Here is a 20,617-nt window from a genome sequence, read left to right on the forward strand (position 1 = left end):
CTTTTGCGTGCTCGTACATGTCGTCAGAGTTTCCGTGGTCAGCGGTAAGACAGAGAATGCCGCCAGCCTCATCGATTGCGGCCTTTAAGCGGCCAAGCTGCAAGTCCATTCCTTCCATAGAACAAACGACTGCGTTGAAAACGCCTGTGTGTCCGACCATATCTCCGTTGGGGTAGTTAAGGCGGATGTGGTCGTATTTTCCGCTCTTGATTGCCTCGATTACCTTGTCAGTGATTTCGGCACACTTCATCCATGGGCGCTGTTCAAAAGGAACCACATCAGAAGGAACTTCGATGTAGTCTTCAAGTTTTTCATCGAATTTTCCCTGCTTGTTACCGTTGAAGAAGTATGTAACATGACCGTACTTCTGTGTTTCAGAAATTGCAAGGAGCTTTACGCCTGTTTTTGTGAGATACTCGCCCATTGTGCGGTCGATGCTTGGCGGATTAACAAGATACTGGGCAGGAACATGAGCGTCGCCGTCGTATTCCATCATGCCGGCATATTCAACGGCAGGAACACGGACACGGTCAAATGGCAAATCTCCGCCTTTTGGTGTCTCAAAGGCTCTTGTCATCTCCAAAGCGCGGTCGCCGCGGAAGTTAAAGTAAATTACAGAGTCGCCGTCTTCGATTGTACCAACAGGTTTTCCGTCTTTTTCGATTACGAATTCGTGCATGTCCTGGTCAAGGATTCCAGGAATTTCTGCGCGGTAAGTTTCGATTGCTTTTGTAGCTGACTCGAATTTGCGTCCTTCGCCTAAAACATGAGCCTTCCAGCCCCGCTCTACCATGCTCCAGTCTGCGTTGTAGCGGTCCATGGTCATAAACATTCGTCCGCCGCCAGAGGCAATCTGGTAGTCCACTCCTGCAAATCCAGCAAGGAATTCTTCAAGAGGAGTGATGTAATTAAGAGCTGATGTGGGGTCAACGTCGCGGCCGTCAAGCAATGCGTGAACGCGGAGCTTTTTCACCCCCTCTTTTGAAGCCTGAGTAATCATTGCCTTCAAGTGGTCAATGTGAGAGTGAACGTTTCCGTCAGAAACCAAGCCGATGAAATGCAAAGTGCTATTCTTTTCATTTACATTTTTGACGAGTTTTTTCCATGTGTCAGCGGCAAACATTGAGCCGTTGGCGATCGACTCGCCTACCAATTTTGCGCCCTGAGCGAAAACGCGGCCGCAGCCCATTGCGTTGTGACCGACCTCGCTGTTACCCATATCATCGTCAGAAGGAAGGCCAACTGCCGTTCCGTGAGCCTTGAGTTTAGTATGAGGGCAATTTGCGGTGAACCAGTCCAGATACTTCATTTTTGAAGCCTTAACTGCGTCTCCCTCTTCGTATTTTCCATATCCGACGCCGTCCATAATCACCAGAACTACAGGACCTCGGCGACCTTTCCAATTAGGATTTTTTTCCAATGCGTGCATTGTATCTGCCATATATTACTCCTATAAAAATTAATTACCAAATTTTGTTTTCCAGACCCTGTATTTTTCAAGGGTGGAAGCAGGACTTCTAACCGTGTAAGCGTAGCCGTTTCGCCTTTCCATTGACAGGTCGTTGAAGGAAGGACAGTATTTGCATCCCCTGTCACACCAGACCGGTGAATTGACAGGCGGATATGTGCCTTGAATCGCTTTTCTGGCTCCGGTTACAAGATCAAAAGAAGAATCCAGCGCGTAAAAACGAGCCCACAAGTCAAGTGCATTTTTATCATCCACCATAATCTTCTCAAAATCATAATGGTGATTGTTCAAAACGACTGCTTCATGGGGCTTTTTGATGATTTCCTTTCCTTTTATGCGAACATCATCACTGTCAAACCATTCGCATGCAGCTGTAATCGCTTTTTTTATTTCTTCTGAAGGCTCCTGGTCTTCGATTAAAAGATTGACTATTTTTGCAGATTCGCTTGTACAGATTGACGGAGGCTCAAATTCCCTCGCCCAAAGCGGCTCCAATGTCTCGTGGCTGTGCTGCTGCCCCCAGGCCGTCAGAATTTTAGAGCCGTCGCTTAGGGTAATGGTAATCTGTGTTTTGAGGATGCAGTCAATTCCTTTCTGGTAGGCGATTTCTGCATTCTCCCGCATTTTTTTGGGAAAAACTCCGTAAGTTTTGTCATCCCGTGAAATATCCCGAAGAATACGGATAGTCTGTGACATCACATCATCATTGTAGGTAATTGCGTATACATCAGCCCCCGTAAAACCGCCCGACAGGGGGTGCTGTGCATTTAAAATCCATTGAAGGGCACGAACTGCACAGTCAATGTAGCGTGAATCAGGAACCTGCCTGTAAACCTGAACAAGATATTTTATCTGCGAAAAAATGTTTCCGTTGTCGATTGTGCTTCCGTCTTTTGATGTCTGTTTTTTGTAGGTAACCGGCGGAACCGACTCGTTTTTTTTCTGAATGGCCTCCAGCTCGGTCAAAGTGTATTTTCGCTGTAAATCAAGATTTTTTGCCCAGCCGCCATCAGGATTCTGGTGATAGAGCATATTTTCTGCAAGACCCAGAATTTGGTCAGTCTCGTAAAGTTCCCATGGCGGAATTGAATTCGGATAGAGATAGCGCGCATGGTTAAAGCCGTCGGCAAAATCTTTTATGCTGATTTCGCTGTAGTGTCCTGAAACTTTTTTTGAGAATTCTTCATCAGCTGAAAGTTTTTTTTCTGCCGGAGAACTGTTGTCTGACGAGCATGAAAATGAAAAGGTCAGCAAAGCAAAGGAAATGCCGATAAGAAAAAAATTGCGCCGTGAAAAATTCATAGAAAAGAATTTACCGCAAAATTGAAAAATAATCTACCGTAGATTTTCGTAAACTTGCGGGAAGCACAGATTTAGCGCGGCAAGTGTTAATCAGCACTTCCTTAATCACCTGATATTTGAGATTCCGCCCTTCATGGCAACTTTTGTCTTGTACATTTCTTCGTCGGCGCGCTCGAAAACAGTCTGAAATTCCGCATCTTTTTGGACATCATAAACTGCAATTCCACTGGCGATTGAAAGTTGCTCACTGGGATTTGACCTATTTGCTTTCATATAGTCCATTTCACTACGGAATTTTGTAAGCAGCTCAGCGCGATTTTCAAAATCTTTCCCTGTAATGACAGAGACGAATTCATCTCCACCGATTCTGAATACCGGACTTTCTGAGAAAATTTGAGTGATAAGCGTGCAGGCATTCTTAATCAGGGCATCGCCTTCTTTGTGACCAAAATTGTCATTCATAAATTTAAGGTTATTAACATCAAAGACAATTACCCCGAATTCAAAATTTTCGCCATTATCTTTTGCAGAAAGAATTTTCCGGTTGATTTCATTTCGCTCATCGATAAAGGCTCTTTTGTTCTTTACACCTGTCATAGAATCGTAGTAGACGAGAGAATTGATATATTCGAACTGAATTTTGAGAGACTTCGCCATGAAGATGAAGGTATCCATCAAATCACCGATTTCATCATTGGTTTTATGAGTGAATTTTACATCATAATTTCCAGCGATGATATGGCTCGTTGAATTCGCAAGTTCTTTAAGTGGCTGAGTCAGCCGTCGTGACACCCAAAGTGTAATAAGAGAAAGAACAAGAACGATGAGGAAAACAGCCGCAAGGGTCATAAAAATAAGACGAGTTCGCTCGCTATCAATCTCTGAAGTGGGAACACTGACTACAAGGCGCATTCCGTTCACCAGATTTTTATAAGTCATACGGAATTTTTTTTCTTTGAAAATGTATTCATAAAAATCCGCGTTGGCAAGCCCCAGATTGAGTTGCTTAAAATCAGAAGTTTCTTCAACAATACGAGTACCAGATGGAATAGATCGGTGATAAGTGACGACAAAGGCCTCATCCGTAAGGAAAGCATAGCCTGTTTTATAAACCGAAATTGAATTTACGACTGAGGCAATACTGTCAAAATCAATATCCATTCCCACAACTGCGAAAAATTTACCGTTTTTATAGACAGGAATACCATAAGAAACAACATATTCTTTTATGTCCTCGTTATAGTAAGGTTTTGTCCAAACTCCTATGCCGTATTTTCGGGCACGATAATACCAGCTGTTGTCAAAATCTGATTCATAAATTGGAAAATCACAGAGAGAATCCTGCTCAAAAACACCATGCCGCCGAATCCACAAAATGCTGGCTACTTCATCGGTGAGTTCAGGAGCAAAGCGAACATAAACAGCCAGGGCAGCATTCGTACAATTAGCCAGATAAAAAGCGATATCCTCCAGTTTGCCTATATAACGGGAAAATCGATCCTCATTCTGGAAAATAGAAAAGTCATCCAGATTTTCACTGACATAATGGGAAAGAACGATTGACGACTGCTCCACCTCCGAAAACATAGAATTGAGGCCGTCGGTTTGAACTTGCGCCATCAAATCAAGAATTTGCGAAGACTCATTACGAATCGCCGTACTAGACCAAAAGACACCGAAACTACCGATGATGACTGATGATGCGATAATTCCTGTAAGAACAATGGTAAAGATTTTTGTCTTGATGGATTTCATGACTCTTATTCGCCTTTCCCAAACATTGTAACAAGTTTTTTTCTGCAAGCAAAGTAGGCAGGAATAAGAAAAGAGTCCGCAAGCACCCATGCAAGAGGACTTGCAAGACAGGCCCCGGTAAAACCAAAAAGCGGAACAAAGACAAGGCCGATTACGCCCCGACCAACCAGCTCAAAAACGCCCGCAAGAATGGCCAGGCGGGAAAATCCCATGCCCTGAATCATAAATCGCACGCAGTTTACGAGAACCAGAAGCCAGTAAGTGACTCCGTTGGCCATGAGGAAGTAGAAAACATGCACGATTACAAAGGCCGTGGTATCAGCACTTTCATTCTTGCTGATAAAGAAAGCTGAAAGCTTGTCGCTGAAGAAGAAGAGAATCACGAGAGCCACAAGCGACCATGCGAAGCCGACCATGCAGCCCCAGAAAAGGCCGGGATTAAGGCGTTCGATTTTTTTGGCCCCGACATGCTGGCCGCCGTAAGTTGCCATCGTAGTTCCCAGAGCGTCAAAAGGCGTTGAGAAGAAAATGCTGATTTTTTGCGCAGTGACCATCGAAGCGACATAAACAGAGCCAAGCACATTGACCGCACTCTGAAGAATTACACTTCCGATTGCCGTGATTGAATACTGCAGGCCCATAGGCACACCGATTCCAAGCAGGGTCTTCATTTTTTTTGTTGAGGGAACTTTGTCCGCTTTTTGCAGGCGAAGAATCTCGAATTTGACCTTCATGTAGAAGAAGCAGAGCACCCCTGAAAAAAGAGTTGAGATGACGGTGGCATAGGCAGCCCCGGGAATTCCGAGCCTGAAGACAGCAATAAAAAGCAAATCAAGGGCTATGTTCATTACGGCTGAAATCAAAAGGAAATAAAGAGGGGTCTTTGAGTCACCAACCGAGCGGATAATTCCGGAGAGGATGTTATAGAAAAAAACGACGGGAATGCCCGCAAGGATAATCTCGAAATATGAACAAGACATATCCAGAATGTTCTGGGGTGTTTTCAGGGCCACCAGCATAGGCCGGCAGAAAATAACGGTGAAAGTCGTAAGGACAACAGAAAAAAAGAGAACAAGAATCCATGAGTTGAAGATGAACTGTCGCATGGCAGTGTAATCGCCGGCACCGAACCTCTGTGCGACAGGAATCGCAAAACCAGAGCAAATTCCCATGCAGAATCCGATAATCATAAAATTGAGGCTGCCCGTAGCACCCACGGCGGCAAGAGCGTCAACACCGAGGAACTGACCTACGATGATTGTGTCTACAAGATTGTAAAACTGCTGGAAAAGATAGCCGAAAAAAACCGGGAGCGCAAAGCTGAGAATAATTTTAAGCGGATGACCGCTCGTCAAATCTTTTGTCATGAATAAAACTCCGACTTAACAAGCTCGAATATTTCCTTTTCGTGAGAATCCGCGAACTGGAAACCATCTGTACGAGAAAAGCATAGCACAAAATGATTATCGATGTCCTTAAAAAAAGGTAAGAATTCCTGACAATTCTGCTCGAAAAAAAGCCAGCAGAGAAGATAAACAAACTGGCCGCCAGTGGTGTAGCTGGCCTTGTCCGCAAGAGGCGAGTAAAGTTCCACGCTTTTAATGTGAGTCGCGCCGATTTCATCCTGATTTTCCTTGTCGATGTCCATGCAGGATTTGTAAAGATTGTAGGCCTTGAGAAGATTCTGCTCGTCTTTGTCCAGGGATGCCGCCCGGTCACTCTGCTCGCCCAGAGCCTCAAAGGGAGCGCGGAATATTTTGTAAGTTGAGACCACCGAAGTACGAAGCCGCTCCCCCCGCTCCCGCAATTTTTCCTCATAGTAAGAATCTTTTGAAGGAGGAAGGGTGCGTTCTGTCTGAGAAGATTTATTGAAACGGCTTAATCTTTGAGAAAAAGAACTGAGTACATCTTGAATGTTTTGTGCCATGTAAAAATCACTCCCCAATCCTAAAATCTGTGGTTTCTTTTTTGAATCTGTGCTTTAATATATCACATTCACGAGGAAAATAAAATGAAAAAAACGAACGCAATGCGAATTCTTGACGGATTAAAGATAAAATACGAGACCCTTTCTTATGATGATGACGGAGAGCACGAACTTTCCAGGGGGGCGGCCAGCGGAATTGCCGAAAAACTTGGAATAAATCCCGCGGCCTGCTTTAAGACAATCGTAATGCGAAGCGAGTCTAAGCAGATTTTCGTTTTCTGCCAGAGCGCGGAGCATGAAATCAACTTAAAAAAAGCAAGGAACGCTTGCGGCGCAAGAGAAATAAATCCCGTAAAGCCGGAAGAATTGCTGGCCCTCACAGGCTATATCCGAGGTGGTTGCTCGCCTTTGGGAATGAAAAAGAAATTCCCCACTTTTATTGACCAGTCAGCATTACAGCACGAAAAGATTTATGTAAGCGCGGGAGTCCGTGGGGAACAAATTGTGATTGCCCCGGCAGATTTGGTAAAAGCCTGCTCCGCCGAGACAGTTGATTTGATTCTTGAAGGTTAAGTCTATAAAACTTAACTGAAATTAGAGATTCTCAGGAATTGTGATTCCGATTTTTGCGGCCGTGTCTTTGTTATAGGTAAAATCGAATTTTTCAAGATATTCAATTGGCATTTCAGCTGGTTTTGCTCCGTCTTTGAGGACTTTTACAGCCTGTTTGCCAGTAAGCTTTCCGAGTTCGTAGTAGTTTATGCCGTAAGTAGCCAAACCACCAGAAACGACCATGCCGTCCTCACCGCAGATAACTGGAAGTTTTGCCTCGTTTGCGACCATTGCCACATTAGCCATACCGGCTGCCAGCATGTTGTCGGTTGGGACATAGAATGCGTCAACTTTGCCAACCAGGCTCTGGGTAACCTGCTGGATTTCGTTTGAGTTAGAAACTGAGCCTTCAACATATTCAAGACCGTTTGCTTCACATGCTTTTTTTGCGATGTCAATCTGGAAAATTGAATTTGCTTCGCTTGAGCAGTAAAGAAGACCAACTTTTTTTGCGTTCGGAAGAATTTTTTTAAGAAGCTCAATCTGGGCTGCAACTGGTGTGAGGTCTGATGTGCCGGAAACATTTGTCTCAGGCTTTTTGTTTGATTTTACAAGTTTTGCAGACTCAGGATCTGTAACAGCAGTTACGAGAATAGGAATATCTTTTGTGAGGTTTGCAACAGCCTGAGCAGCCGGAGTTGCAATTGCGAAGATAAGGTCATCTTTGTCGTTTACGAATTTGTTGGCGATTGTAACGCAATTTGCCTGTTCACCCTGTGCATTCTGGTAGTCAATAACGATATTCTCGCCATTTTTGTAGCCAGCCTCTGCAAGTCCGTCAACGAAGCCCTGATAGCTTTTGTCGAGGGCAGGATGCTCAACAAGCTGAATTACGCCGATTTTGATTTTGCCGTTTTTCTCGTTACAAGAAGTAAGAAGAAGTGCGCCTGCAAGGAGGGCAGCAGCAACAGAAAGAAGTTTTTTCATTTTTTTCTCCATGTATTTTAATGAATATATAAAGTCTATCGTGAAAAAACACGAGTTTCAAGTATGCTATTTCCAGGGAAATAGGAAGGAACTGAGTTTGCGGGGACCAAGGGATTCTTTATCTTCGGCCAAAAGCTCGTCCCAGGGAACTTCGTTTCGCTTGTCCCGGTTCTTTTCAAAATCCGGGTCGGTCTCGCTCATTTTTTCAATCCAGTCGTATTTATAAAGGCGGAGACGGAGGGCATTCGTTGAAGAAAGCAGGATTCCGTTAAGCCCCGGAATAATCATAAAAGTGACGCAGGAAAGAATAAAAAGCAGGAGATTTACGAAAAAAAGCTCGATTGAAAAACCAACATTATCATAGAAGATAAGGAAAGATTTTTTAAGGCATTTTTTGAATCCGTTATTTTCCTGCAAGAAATAAAGAGGAATGAAATATTGAAGGGCTATTGCTGAAACAAAGACAAACCAGCCAAGGGCTGCTGTAATGATAAGTCCCAGCAAACTTCCGTCATTAAAATACATAGCGAGATAGTAGGCCACGGCAAAACGGACGAGGATAAGCACTACAGAAATTAAAATGCCAAATGCAAGAGCGATTTTCCAAACATTCTTGAGTGCTGAGAAGAAGAGCCCGAATGACGGAGCACGGAAATCCGCTATTTTGGCCGCATTAGCTCCCCATGCGAAGAGAGAAAGCGAAAGAATAGCAGTGCATAGAATGAATGCCAACAAGACTGCATAAGGCCCAAAGGAATCCGCCGCTTTGAGGGCAAAGTAAGAGCCGACAAGCAGGAGAATCGTAATTGCGTTAGACAGCACGAGGAAGAAAAAATTGTCCCAGCCATCAGCGAAATTCTTTTTAAAGTAAAATCCGAACATTAAAATAACCCCGAAATGTGACCGTCGTCGTCAATGTCAATGTTAAGGGCGGCCGGCAATTTTGGCAAGCCCGGCATAGTCATGATTTCTCCCGCGAGGGCGACAACAAAACCTGCTCCCGAATAAAGCTGTACATCCCGTATTGGGAAAACATAGTCTTTTGGCGCACCCATGAGTTTTGGATCATGGCTGATTGAATTCTGGGTTTTTGCCACGCAGACCGGCAAGTCCTTATATCCCTGCTCCTCAAATTCCCGTAATTTTTTAAGCACATTCGGGGCAAATTCCACATCCTTGGCGCGATAAATTTCTTTTGCAAGAGTGCGGATTTTGTCAGCGAATGAAAGATTTGCCTGATAGAGGTAGTGGAAATTTGCTTGATTTGAATCAGCCACATCCGCAACGACTTTTGCAAGTTCTGTCGCTCCCTCGCCACCTTTGCCCCAGCCTTCACAGAGAACTGCTTTCGCGCCTTTTTTCGCGCAGAGTTCTTTGAGCAGGGAAATTTCTTCTTCGGTGTCGGTGACAAAACGGTTGATTGCCACCACAGAAGGAACGCCGAACTTTGCGATATTTTCGATGTGAACGGCAAGGTTTTCAAATCCTGCCTGAAGAGCGGCAATGCTTGGAGTTGAGAGGTCGGCTTTTGCCATGCCGCCGTGCATTTTGAGGGCACGGACTGTGGCAACGATAACGACAACGCTGGGAGAAATTCCTGCAGCCCGGCATTTGATGTCCATGAATTTTTCAGCCCCTAAGTCAGCGGCAAAACCTGCCTCTGTGACAACATAATCGCCGGTGGCAAGGGCAGAAAGAGTTGCGTTCACTGAGTTCGTGCCCTGAGCTATGTTTGCGAAAGGCCCGCCGTGAACGAAAACAGGATTTTCTTCAAGGGTCTGAACAAGGTTCGGCTTAATTGCGTCTTTGAGAAGAACGGCAATTGCACCGGTACATTTAAGCTCGCCGAATTTTACCGGTCGCTTATCAAATGTCTTTCCGATTGTGATTGAATCCACCCGTCTTTTGAGGTCAGAAATTGAAGAAGAAAGACAGATGATTGCCATAAGTTCGCTGGCCACAGTAATGCAGAAGTGGTCTTCACGGGGCATTCCGTCGGCCACACCGCCCATGCCAACGACGATATTGCGAAGCTCGCGATCATTTAAGTCAACACAGCGTTTCCAGGTGATTGTGCGTGGGTCGATTCCCAGCTGATTTCCCTGCTTGATGTGGTTATCGATAAGAGCTGCAATCAAATTGTTTGCGATGGAGATTGCGTGAATGTCGCCGGTAAAGTGCAGGTTAATGTCTTCCATTGGAACGATTTGGGCATATCCGCCGCCACAGGCTCCTCCTTTTACGCCAAAGCAGGGGCCGAGAGAAGGCTCACGGAGGGCGATAACTGCCTTTTTGCCGATTTTATTGAGTCCGTCTCCCAAAGCGATAGAGACAGTTGACTTTCCTTCGCCGGCAGGGGTTGGAGTGACCGCCGTAGTGAGAATGAGCTTACCCCGCCCCCGCGGATCAGAGGCTTTCTTTTGCAGACGGCGAAGCTCTTCCATGGTGATTTTTGCCTTGTATTTACCGTAAAGCTCAAGATTGTCTTCGGTGATTCCGATTTTTTTCGCCACATCGACGATTGGAATCATTTTGTTCTGCTGTGAAATCTCAATGTCTGTAAGCATAGGGCTACTCCTCTTCTCTAAAGTTTGCGTTTATTTTGTTCATCACTTCGTAGAAATGGGGGAAACTGACAGCGCAGCACTCCGCATTATTTATGATGATTCTTTCGTCTTTTGGCAAGCCCAGGGCGATTGATGCCAGGGACATTGCCATGCGGTGATCGTCGTAGCTTTCGCAGATTGCGCCGTGAAGTTTGAAGCAGGGATTGGGAGAGCCGTCTTTGAGGAAGGGAGAGTGTCCGTGAATAATCAGGCTGTCTTCCCTTTCTTCGATTGAAGCTCCCAGTTTTGAAAGCTCGATTGTAAGCACTTTGAGGCGGTCGGTTTCTTTTCGTCGGCAAACGGCTGCGTCTTCAATAACGACTTTTCCTTCCACAAAGCAGGCGAGGGCCGCAAGGGCGCATACCGCATCGGGAAAGCCTGAAATATTTATATGAAGCTCGCCATTGGGAAGATTTTCGGTTGACAGGCGGCCTATTCCATCCTTTGAACACTTTCCGCCAGCGACAAAAAGTTTTTCGGCCTTTTTATCCCAGACAATATCCGCGCCCAGAGACTGTAATATAGAAACAATCGCGTCGTCTCCCTGAGTGCCGCTGGAATCCACATTCTCGATGGTGATTTTGCTGTCTGAGACAAGAGAGGCAATCAGAGGAAAAGCCACGCCCTCCCAGTCGCTGGGAATGGTCGCGTCGAAGCCTTTGAGATTCTGATTCGGAGTAACTTCAATATGCTTAAAATCCCCGGAAATTGAGCATGAGACTCCCACCTTTTCAAGCCATTTTTGAGTCATGGTGAGGTAAGGCGTTTCCTTTGGATTTGAAAGTTCGATTTTGATTGGCCCCTCCGTGAGAATTCCTGCCATCATAAGGCCTGAAATGTACTGGCTGGAAATTTCCCCCGGAGTTTTGACGATTCCGCCTTTTTTGATTGAGCCTGTAATAACCAGCGGGCAAGCGTTAGCATTGGGACGGGTGACAAAAGATTTTGCGCCAAGCTGGTTCAAGGCATCCACAACATGGAGGACGGGGCGTTTTCGGATGCTGGCGTCTCCTGTAAAGACCGAAGTGCCCTCAAAGCAGGCTGCGACCGGCGTGAGAAAATACAAAAGCGAGCCAGAATCACCCACATTCACCACATCATCGGGAAGGTGAAGATTTTTGCCGGCTCCGTAAACAGTCCATTCGGTTCCAGGCTCGCCCTCTGCCAGAAGATTTAAGTCCACCTCTGAGCCCATGAGGGGGACGGCAGCCGCCGTTGAAAGACAGTCTGCGCTGGGAAGAGGATTTTTTATGTGGGAAGTGCCCTCTGCCAGCGTGGCAAGTAAAAGGGCACGGATTGTATGAGACTTTGAGCCGGGAACGGTAATTGAACCCGAAAGATTTGACCTTGAAGCGATGATGTTCATAGAAGAAAGTGTAGCATATTTTGGGCTTTGATAATAGTAGAACTTTTGAAGAAAAGGAAGGGAAAATCTGTTGAACAAAGCTCCAGTAAAATTAAATATAAAAGCCTTTTCCCCTACCCAATTACTAGGATTTGTGATATTTTATTATAAGCGTTTGGGAAACCGGATTAACGGGTATGGGAGATTTATGATTGATATTGCGACTAACAATAGCGAGACAGACCCTAAGATTCTCTTAGAAACTTTTTTTAAGACTTTTGATTCATTCTCAGAGGAAGACAAGGCGCTTTTTACGAAAGCATGGGATTTTCTCTGCACAAAAACAGAGGGGATTTCCCGCGCCTGTGGTCTTCCCTACATTCTCCACCCTATGCGAGTCGCGGCCATTCTTGCCCAGGGCAAACTGGACATGGACTGCGTGATTTGCGGTCTGCTCCACGCCATTTTTGAAGTTGATGGAGTTTCCGAAGAAGAAGTTAAATCTCAGTTTGGCGAGACGGTTTTTAAAATCGTGAGGGATACTTCCAAAATCACCGGAATGAAAATCAACGCCTCCACCATTCAGCAGGCTGACGCAATCCGAAAAATGCTCTTCGCCATGATTGACGATGTGCGGGTCATACTCGTAAAACTGGCTGACCGCCTTGACCGCATGAGAAATTTAAAATCAATCGACGAAAAAAAGCAGAGGCTCGTTGCAAGCGAGGTAATCGATATTTGGGCACCACTGGCGGACAGGCTTGGTATGCAGAGCGTAAAGTCCGAGCTTGAAGATTTGAGTCTCAAATACTCAAATCCCGATGTCTTTCAGCAGATTAAGGCAATCGTCGCCCAGAAAAAGGATGAGAGGGCGGCCTATCTTGAAAAAGCCGTGAACGCAATCTACAAGTCTGCGGAAAAACTGGGAATCAGCGTGCAGATTTCCAGCCGGGCCAAGCATTTTTATTCAATTTACAAAAAGATGCAGAAAAGAAATGTGCCCGCATCTTCCCTCTATGATTTACTGGCCCTCCGCGTCATTTGCGAGACAAACGCCGAATGTTACACGCTGATTGGAATCGTTCACGGTCTCTGGAAGCCAATGGATGGCCGCTTTAAAGATTATATCGCCATGCCAAAATCCAACGGCTATCAGTCTCTTCATACCACCGTGGTCTGTGAGGGAAAGCCCCTGGAAATTCAAATCCGTACCCGTGACATGCACAATATGGCTGAGCACGGAGTTGCTTCCCACTGGCTCTACAAAAAGGGCATGAACCACGACAAGGTTGATGTGGCCTCACTGGGAATTTTCAATCAGCTGCAAAATCTCAAAAAAGAAGACCTGAGCAACGAGACTTTTTTCTCCGAGCTTAAGGGCGAGCTTTTGGGTGACGAGATTTATGTCTTCACTCCAAAGGGTGATGTAATCCAGCTGCCTCAGGGAAGCTGCGCCATCGACTTTGCCTATCGGGTTCACTCTGGCGTCGGGGAAAAAATCGTCGGTGCAAAAGCAGACGGAAAAATCATTCCCATTACGGCTCCATTGCAGAACACTCAGATTATCGAAATCATCACGAATCCTCAGGCGCATCCCACCGAAAACCAGCTTAAAATCGTAAAGACCAGTAAGGCCCGGCAGAAAATTCATTCCTGGCTTTTAGCAAATGACCCCACTTTTGAAGACAAGGCCGCCGCAGAGCAAAGGGCAAAGGATTTGGACGCCCAGAACGAGAGAAGCCGGGCAATTCAGGAAGAAAAACGCAAGCACCGCTCGTCAAAGGGAATGAACCCGGAACTTGCCGAAAAAAGCCGCTACACAGGAAAAATCATCGTGGAGAACACGAAAAATGTCACTTACACTCTGGCCGGCTGCTGCAATCCTTCCGTGGGAGACCCAATCGTGGCCTACATGACCAAGCGAGGGCTAAAAGTGCACAAAGCCACCTGCCTCACCTTCCAGAGGATTGAAAACATCGAAAACCGCATGTTGGAAGTTGAGTGGGAAAAGAAATAATGCATAATGCACAATTTGCGCGGAAGTTAAAACTCTATGATTTCCGTTGAGACAGTGCCCTTGCTTTCGTTTACAGTGAAGACCGCTGCCGCCCCATAACGAAATGACTGAATGACATCTTCCCGAAATTTCGTAAAGTCGAACCAAGTGCGGGCATGGATGTGCCCTTCATACACTTGCTTTACATTGTATTTTGCAAAATAAGAAAGAAGCATATTTCTTTCAAGAGTATTCTGGAGACGCATGAGCAAATATTTTCCAGCTCCCGCATAAATCGGATAATGCGTGAATATGATTTTCGGACGAGAATCCGATGAAATCTTATTCTTAAAATCTTCAAGCTGGCTCGTTCCCATAGTTCCGTTTGCCGTATCCAAAAAATAAAATCCAAATCCAGAGCCAGAAAGACTGATATTAAAATAATAGCTTGAAATGTAGGGATAACACAAATCCTCATAAGACTCAACGCCATTATTGTAAAGGTCGTGGTTTCCTAAGATTGAGTAAATTTTATAATCATCTGCTTTCTGAACGACGGTGCATTTCACGGCCAAAGCCTTTATTTTATTTTCAAATTCCACATAATCTTTGAATTCACTGCGATGTCCACCGTCAGCCGTGTCACCAAGATTCACTATAAAACGCGGAATTTTCTCGGCATCACCGCTTTCAAAACGCTGCTCCAGCCAGTTTAGGAAATCCCGCTCATTATCTTCTCCCCAGCCTGCCCCGTAATGCAAATCCGTAATCACAAGGCCACTGTAAACATTACCAGAAACTTCTGGTTTTTGAGTGGAAAAATCTGGCTTTTGGGATTCCAATGAACTAAGAGAAGAAGAGCGGTCATCGACATTTTCCTCACCAAACAAGCCCCAGAAAAAGCCGTAATTACATGAAGCTATTCCGAACAAACACAAAAGCGCAAGCAAAGCTGAGAAAATTAAAAAAAATCGTTTACAAGAGTGCTTTGTCAAAATGTAAACCTCGCCGTCATACGCAAAATAAGGCTGTCAACATAGGGAGCCGTTGTGTAACCATCAATAATACGAATTGAAGCGTCACCTCCAAAACGAAGTCCTGATTCCAGATTGATTGCAGCACCAAGAGAATAGCTTGGAGAACAAAAAACAGGATAACGATAAAAGTCATGGGTGGAATGTCTGAAATAAATTTCAAATCCGTTAGAAAAGACTTTATCGATTATTATTCCAGCATAAGGATAATGGTCATGGATGAACGGAACATATTCTTTAAGAGCGTCGATTTGGGTAGACTTTCCGCAATAACCGCCCCAAAAAGTAATTGAAAAGCCTGAATCACTGCGATATGAAAAATTTGATGAAAACATATAATCATGCTCAGAGCTGACATTCCTGAACCGCTGAAAATGATATAAGGCACCGCATCCCAGGACAATCCGAGCCGTCTCAAAATCCCAGTTTACGCAAGGAAGCCATGCCGTTCCGGCAATCGTAAAATCAAAAACATCTTCATAATTTTGAATTCCTGCAACACAATCAAACCAGCGGGAATTAAGGCCTGCCTGACCAGAATACAAACGCTGCTCCCGTTCTATACCTCTAGTTGTTGAAGAGGACATATCGAATTCAACGAATTTTTTTATCGTGTTTTGAGGAGACTCCGCACCTAAATGAGAAAAAGCGAAAACACAAGTAAGAATAAAAAGAATCTTTTTCATTATTTACTAGCGGCCTCTGTTGCGTATTTCTCCTTCCACAAATTCCTCGTCTTTCGTGCGCACAAGGGTGTTCTCTTCGATTTTGACACCAGTGTAAATGGCGCAGTCGTGGTCGGCGTTTACCCAATCCAGTTTTTCGCCAGTCTTGGGATTGATGAATTCGTATTCCGAGCCAGTGACTTTCTGGGAAAGCACCGACGGAGAGACAAATTCAAGCTCCGTGCCTGAGTCCACCCGGTTAAGGGCATCGTAAGGATAGACCTTCCAGCCCTCGTGCTTTTCGGCAATTTTGATTTTCTTTTCTGGATGCTGCTCCAAATCCCGCTCAACGGCGGCACGGGCGCTTGGATGCATTGCGCTAAGCTCTGCCTCCCGGTCAGAGAGGAGTTTTTGACCTGCGGCAAAGATTTTTTCGGTTTCTTCGCCAGTGTAAGGAGAGCCGATTGCGGCGGCAAGCAAGTATGGTGAATCGCTGGCACCAATCGTGGTTTTGTCAGCGTCGCCGCGGTTGTAATAGAAGCCAGTCGTTGCCTCCCGGTGAGCCACATCCTCAAGGGAAGCGATAAAGGGAGCGGCTTCCTCGGCGGAGATTTTTCCTTCGAGGGCGTCCAAAGCCTTTCGGTAGGCACGGGAAACCATTGCCACATAATAGGTAGATTTCATGCGGCCCTCGACTTTGATTGCGTCAACTCCGGCGGCTTTCATGTCGGCCAGGTGGTCAATCATGCACAGGTCTTTTGAAGAAAGGATTGCCGTAAAATCATCGCCCTCAAAAACCGGGAAAAACTCTCCCGGTCTCTGCCGCTCCTGCAGGCGCAAAATTCCCGACTGGGCGATTTCCTTGGCGGCCTCTGCCGTTATTACCCCGCCCTTTTCATTCCTAATTGCCAATTCCTCATTCTTAATTGTTCCCAAATCATATTCCCACCGGCATGAGTGAGAGCAGAATCCGCTCTGTGCGCTCCGCCCCGTAAGGTAAGCGCTCATAAGACAGCGGCCAGAATAAGCGATGCACATGGCTCCGTGGGCGAAACACTCCAGTTCCATTTCGGGGCAGGCGTCTTTAATCTCACGGATTTCGTCAAGGGAAACCTCGCGACCGAGAACTACCCGCTTGAAGCCCAGAGAATGATACATTTTGACAGCCTCTTTGTTCATGCAGGAAGCCTGGGTTGAAAGATGGAGGTGAGTTCCGGGAAATTCTTTCTGCAAAATTGGAACCAAGCCCAAATCCTGCACGATAAACGCATCAATAGGATAGAGCTTGAAGTAGTCCAGATTCTGCAGGAACATTTTAAGGTCGTGATTGTGAAAGGCAATGTTAAGGGCACAGAAAAGCCTCTTCTGAGGATATTTCTTTTTGAGCTCAATAACCCGCTTATACTCGTCCTCATAAAAATTGTCGGCCTTGATACGGAGGGAAAATCTTTTGAGACCGATGTAGGCCGTGTCAGCACCGTAAGCGTAGGCGTAAGAGAGTTTATCGATATTTCCAGCAGGGCAAACCAATTCCATAGTAATCTCCTCTTTCTTAATTTCTTTCCAGCTCAAGCTGAATCTCGCGCACGCTCTCGTGGGAGTGATCTTTTTCTGTAATCAGCTTGCCGATTTTCTCAACTGCAAGGTGTGCCTCACTCAACTCTTCATCAACCATCTGAAAGAGTGGCATCATATTCTTCCAAATATCAAGTTCGCACTTTCGGCCTGCATTCCGCAACATAGACTGAAACATAACCGCATCATCATAAAAAATTTCTTTTTCACCCATTTGAATGAAAACTGGCGGAAAATCGAGAAGCAAATCCCTTGTAGCTTTGAGTGGCGAAACCAGTGGATTAGACCAATTCTCTGCGTGGGTATAATGCTCACTTGCAAGTCTTACAGACTCCGCCGTAAAGATTTCATCGCTCACTTTTTTGCTCGTGAACATATCGTTATTCTCTGAAAAATCAAGCCATGGTGAAAAAAGGACAACTTGCCGAATTGACTCACGATACTTTCCGTTTAAGCTGAACAATAATGCAAGGGCAATCGAAGCACCACTCGTGTCGGCCATGATTATAATCTCTGGAGTTTTTGCAAATCCCTCCCCTTGAGCCGAAAGAGAAAGAGCCGTCTCTGTTTCAACAAAAACCGACTGAAAAACATGCTGAACATCTTCAAGAGCAGCTGGAAAGGGATGAGCCGGAGCAAGACGAAACTCTGGGAGATAAGCCTTGCTTGCCGTAGCGTTAGCCAATGCGGCGACAAAAGGACGGTAAGCCGCTCTGCTACCAGCAACGAAACTGCCTCCGTGAACATAAAGCAATACTCGGTTTGATGAAAACATAACAGGAGAAATACAATCACACTTTATCGTCCGGTAAGAAGTCTCTTCATATTCGACATTGTTCGGTAAAAAGACTGATGAAAAAACATCATCCATGCGCAAGCGGAAATCATTCAAGTCAATCTTTGGAGAAAGATACATATTCTTTAATTTTTTAAGCGCAGCTCTTCTATCACTACTCATGCCAAAAAGTATAGTAAAAAAACGAAAAACTTGCTACACTATGCGAAATATTCTAAGTAATTGTGATTTTCCGTATGGGGGAAATATGCCAATAAAGATTCAATCAGATTTACCAGCCCGAACAACTCTCGAAAACGAAAACATCTTCGTTATGACCGAAAAGCGGGCCGCCACTCAGGACATCCGCCCTCTCAAAATCGCAATCGTAAACCTCATGCCCACAAAAGAAGCCACCGAAACCCAGTTGCTCCGTCTTTTGGGAAACACGCCTCTTCAAATCGACATTTCCCTGGTGCGCATGGAAGAGCACGAATCTACCCATGTGAGCGAGGAGCATCTCGAAAAATTCTACATCCCTTCAAGCGAACTCTTTAAGCACAAATACGACGGCATGATTATCACGGGCGCTCCAGTGGAGCTGCTTCCCTTTGAGCAAGTGGATTACTGGGACGAACTCTGCCGTATCATGGCCTACGCAAAAGAAAATGTCTTCTCTACCCTTTACATTTGCTGGGGAGCGCAGGCCGGCCTTTACTACAATTACGGAATCCAAAAAACTCCCCTTCCCAAAAAGCTCTTCGGAATTTTACCCAACAAAAGGGCGGTCAAATCAGACCCTCTCATGCGGGGCTTTGACGATGAATTCCCGGTTCCTACCAGCCGCCACACCACGGTTGACCGCAAGCTGATTGAAAACGAAAAAGATTTGATTATTCTCGCCCAAAACACCGAAGGCGAAGTCACTCTTTCAAAATCAAAAGATAACCGCTCAATCTTTATGATGGGGCATTTGGAATACGACACCGACACACTTTCTCACGAATACTGGCGGGATAAAAACAAAAATCTTCCGATAGACTTGCCGCAAAACTATTTTCCAAACAACGACAGCGAGCAGAAGCCTCATAATTCCTGGCGAAGCACGGCCCATCTCTTTTATTCTAACTGGCTCAACTATTATGTCTATCAGGAAACGCCCTACAATCTTGTATAGATTGCAAATTATTCGTTATGAATCAAAATAGTCAGCTCATGCTTGTTGTAATTGAGGTGGACTATTCTTGAACTGGGGATTTTCGCGAATTCGGCAATGAGTGGCCAGTCAATCGCTCCCTGCATTTTAATCGTGCAGATAATGTTTTTTGCCCTGTCAGCGTCAAGCCAAAGTTTTATCCACTGCAAAAGTCTGGCCGGGTAGCAGATTACATCGCTTAAAAGCCAGTCGATTTTTTCGCATTCGAGAAGAGAGCAGACTTCCTCTGGTTTTAAAGTAAAGGCATCGTGGGCCATAAAATGAACATGCTCATCCTCCATTAGACTTGGGGCAAGTTCAGCCCGGTCTACGGCAAGCACATCCGCGCCCAGCTGACGCAAAACCCAAGTCCAGCCGCCAGGGCAAGCACCTGCCTCAAAGCACTTTTCGCCCTCTTTGGGAAAATCCACGCCGAAAAATGCACGGAACAAGGAAAGGCTTTCCTGAATCTTTAAATATGCCCTGCTGGGAGGATTTTCATGATCTTCCTCAAACTGAATTCTTCCCGCCGGGAGTGGGGAATTTGTAAGGGCTGAGGCCAGCATTGTCTTGTCATCAAGCAGAGTGTACAAGCCCATTGGAGAATTTGGAATATTCACGGGAAATTTTCTGGTCTTTAAATTGATGTAAGGAAGTTTTTCCTGAATCAAACTTGCCCTGCGGAAAAGCTGATACTGATAGGGAGCCCAGTTCCGTTGAATTTCTTTAAGGGCTGAAGCCGCCTCACCGATTGACTCAAAGCGAAGGATAAAAGGCTCAATCATGCAAGTGCTGGCAAAATACGGAAGCTCATTTCCGACATTCTCGAAGATTTCATGCTTAAAATCAGGACAATAAAGCAAATCCCCGTACCAGGAAGAAGTACCGAAAGGTGTGAAAGACAATCCGTCCACAGTTGCAGACTCAACGATTTTTCCATAGTCAAACCGCCCGGCAAGTTCTGCCGTGAGTAGATTTTTCATTTCAGGGAAAGCAAGGAAAGCAATTCCCGACAATTTTTCGATTTGAGCCATGCCGTTTCTCGCTTAAATAAAAAGTGATTCAGGGTCGTAAGACAAATTACTTGTTTCGTCTTCGGATTTTTTGTCTGCCTTGAGCATTTTGATATACTGATCAAGTCGGGCCGTATCTTTTGAGTGCAAGATTGAAAATCCAATTAAAGTCTTTCCGTCGATAAATTTACTCCATATTGGGCGAACCGTAAGTTCCAAAGGCTCCGCACTGATTCTGGAAAGCCGGAGCAGCACGGTATATTCTTTTTCGACATCAACCTCGCATGGGGCATTGAATTCCGCCTTGAAGCCAGATTTACTGATATCAGTGAGAGCGCCGTACACAATACAAAGTTCCGCACATTCTATTCGGGCAAAATCATCAAAACGCTCTGCTATCCTGTTGTTCTTCATGCCTTAAT

General features: G+C 45.3%; 17 protein-coding genes and 1 pseudogene. 3 read left to right on the top strand and 15 right to left on the bottom strand.

Going from position 1 to position 20,617, the window contains the following annotated elements; translation table 11 throughout:
* The 5 genes and pseudogenes from gpmI to B2089_RS10940 all read right to left on the bottom strand — a co-directional run.
* Positions 1–1,441: pseudogene (gene gpmI, locus B2089_RS10920) on the bottom strand (2,3-bisphosphoglycerate-independent phosphoglycerate mutase); the annotation flags it as partial.
* A gap of 18 nt (positions 1,442–1,459) precedes the next feature.
* Entirely contained in the window at positions 1,460–2,770 is a 1,311-nt protein-coding gene (gene pelA, locus B2089_RS10925; protein WP_296324155.1) for a pectate lyase, read from the bottom strand.
* Positions 2,771–2,875: 105 nt separating this feature from the next.
* Positions 2,876–4,525, bottom strand: a complete 1,650-nt coding sequence (locus B2089_RS10930; RefSeq protein WP_296324157.1) for a diguanylate cyclase domain-containing protein — start codon at positions 4,523–4,525, stop codon at positions 2,876–2,878.
* 5 nt (positions 4,526–4,530) lie between these two features.
* Positions 4,531–5,892 (bottom strand): MATE family efflux transporter, encoded by a 1,362-nt coding sequence (locus B2089_RS10935; RefSeq protein ID WP_296324160.1) that lies wholly within the window; start codon positions 5,890–5,892, stop codon positions 4,531–4,533.
* A complete protein-coding gene (locus B2089_RS10940; protein ID WP_296324161.1) occupies positions 5,889–6,452 on the bottom strand; it encodes a hypothetical protein in 564 nt (187 codons plus the stop codon). Before B2089_RS10940 ends, B2089_RS10935 begins: the two co-directional genes overlap by 4 nt.
* Before the next feature lie 84 nt (positions 6,453–6,536).
* Here B2089_RS10940 and ybaK point away from each other — a divergent pair, with 84 nt between their 5' ends.
* Entirely contained in the window at positions 6,537–7,025 is a 489-nt protein-coding gene (gene ybaK, locus B2089_RS10945; protein ID WP_296324164.1) for a Cys-tRNA(Pro) deacylase, read from the top strand.
* A gap of 21 nt (positions 7,026–7,046) precedes the next feature.
* On the opposite strand, the gene B2089_RS10950 is transcribed toward ybaK, so the two are convergent.
* The 4 genes from B2089_RS10950 to aroA all read right to left on the bottom strand — a co-directional run bounded on the left by B2089_RS10950 (position 7,047) and on the right by aroA (position 11,963).
* Positions 7,047–7,991 carry an ABC transporter substrate-binding protein gene (locus tag B2089_RS10950; protein WP_296324167.1) on the bottom strand — a complete coding sequence of 315 codons (945 nt, stop codon included), beginning with the start codon at positions 7,989–7,991 and terminating at the stop codon, positions 7,047–7,049.
* A 66-nt stretch (positions 7,992–8,057) separates the two neighbouring features.
* A complete protein-coding gene (locus tag B2089_RS10955; RefSeq protein ID WP_296324170.1) occupies positions 8,058–8,873 on the bottom strand; it encodes a hypothetical protein in 816 nt (271 codons plus the stop codon).
* Entirely contained in the window at positions 8,873–10,558 is a 1,686-nt protein-coding gene (locus B2089_RS10960; protein WP_296324173.1) for a formate--tetrahydrofolate ligase, read from the bottom strand. Before B2089_RS10960 ends, B2089_RS10955 begins: the two co-directional genes overlap by 1 nt.
* Positions 10,559–10,562: 4 nt before the next feature.
* Positions 10,563–11,963, bottom strand: a complete 1,401-nt coding sequence (aroA, locus tag B2089_RS10965) for a 3-phosphoshikimate 1-carboxyvinyltransferase (RefSeq protein ID WP_296324175.1) — start codon at positions 11,961–11,963, stop codon at positions 10,563–10,565.
* 187 nt (positions 11,964–12,150) lie between these two features.
* Here aroA and B2089_RS10970 point away from each other — a divergent pair, with 187 nt between their 5' ends.
* Entirely contained in the window at positions 12,151–13,959 is a 1,809-nt protein-coding gene (locus B2089_RS10970; RefSeq protein ID WP_296324178.1) for a RelA/SpoT family protein, read from the top strand.
* 26 nt (positions 13,960–13,985) lie between these two features.
* Here B2089_RS10970 and B2089_RS10975 read toward each other — a convergent pair whose 3' ends face one another.
* The 4 genes from B2089_RS10975 to B2089_RS10990 are packed head-to-tail and all read right to left on the bottom strand — an operon-like array spanning position 13,986 to position 18,170.
* Positions 13,986–14,933 (bottom strand): metallophosphoesterase family protein, encoded by a 948-nt coding sequence (locus tag B2089_RS10975; RefSeq protein WP_296324181.1) that lies wholly within the window; start codon positions 14,931–14,933, stop codon positions 13,986–13,988.
* A complete protein-coding gene (locus tag B2089_RS10980; RefSeq protein WP_296324185.1) occupies positions 14,930–15,658 on the bottom strand; it encodes a hypothetical protein in 729 nt (242 codons plus the stop codon). The genes B2089_RS10975 and B2089_RS10980 overlap by 4 nt, the downstream gene beginning before the upstream one ends.
* Before the next feature lie 6 nt (positions 15,659–15,664).
* A complete protein-coding gene (locus B2089_RS10985) occupies positions 15,665–17,173 on the bottom strand; it encodes a peptidase U32 family protein (protein WP_296324187.1) in 1,509 nt (502 codons plus the stop codon).
* 16 nt (positions 17,174–17,189) lie between these two features.
* Positions 17,190–18,170 (bottom strand): alpha/beta hydrolase fold domain-containing protein, encoded by a 981-nt coding sequence (locus B2089_RS10990; RefSeq protein ID WP_296324190.1) that lies wholly within the window; start codon positions 18,168–18,170, stop codon positions 17,190–17,192.
* Positions 18,171–18,255: 85 nt separating this feature from the next.
* Here B2089_RS10990 and B2089_RS10995 point away from each other — a divergent pair, with 85 nt between their 5' ends.
* The gene (locus B2089_RS10995) at positions 18,256–19,164 is read left to right on the top strand and encodes a homoserine O-succinyltransferase (protein WP_296324192.1); all 909 of its coding nucleotides are present in this window, start codon (positions 18,256–18,258) and stop codon (positions 19,162–19,164) included.
* Positions 19,165–19,172: 8 nt separating this feature from the next.
* Here the strand turns inward: B2089_RS10995 and B2089_RS11000 are convergent, their stop codons facing one another.
* Both B2089_RS11000 and B2089_RS11005 read right to left on the bottom strand, forming a co-directional pair.
* The gene (locus B2089_RS11000; protein WP_296324195.1) at positions 19,173–20,216 is read right to left on the bottom strand and encodes an SAM-dependent methyltransferase; all 1,044 of its coding nucleotides are present in this window, start codon (positions 20,214–20,216) and stop codon (positions 19,173–19,175) included.
* 12 nt (positions 20,217–20,228) lie between these two features.
* Positions 20,229–20,609, bottom strand: a complete 381-nt coding sequence (locus B2089_RS11005) for a hypothetical protein (RefSeq protein ID WP_296324198.1) — start codon at positions 20,607–20,609, stop codon at positions 20,229–20,231.
* Positions 20,610–20,617: the final 8 nt, after the last annotated feature.

The organism is Treponema sp. UBA3813 (genome assembly GCA_002368605.1).
Taxonomy (GTDB): Bacteria; Spirochaetota; Spirochaetia; order Treponematales; family Treponemataceae; genus Treponema_D.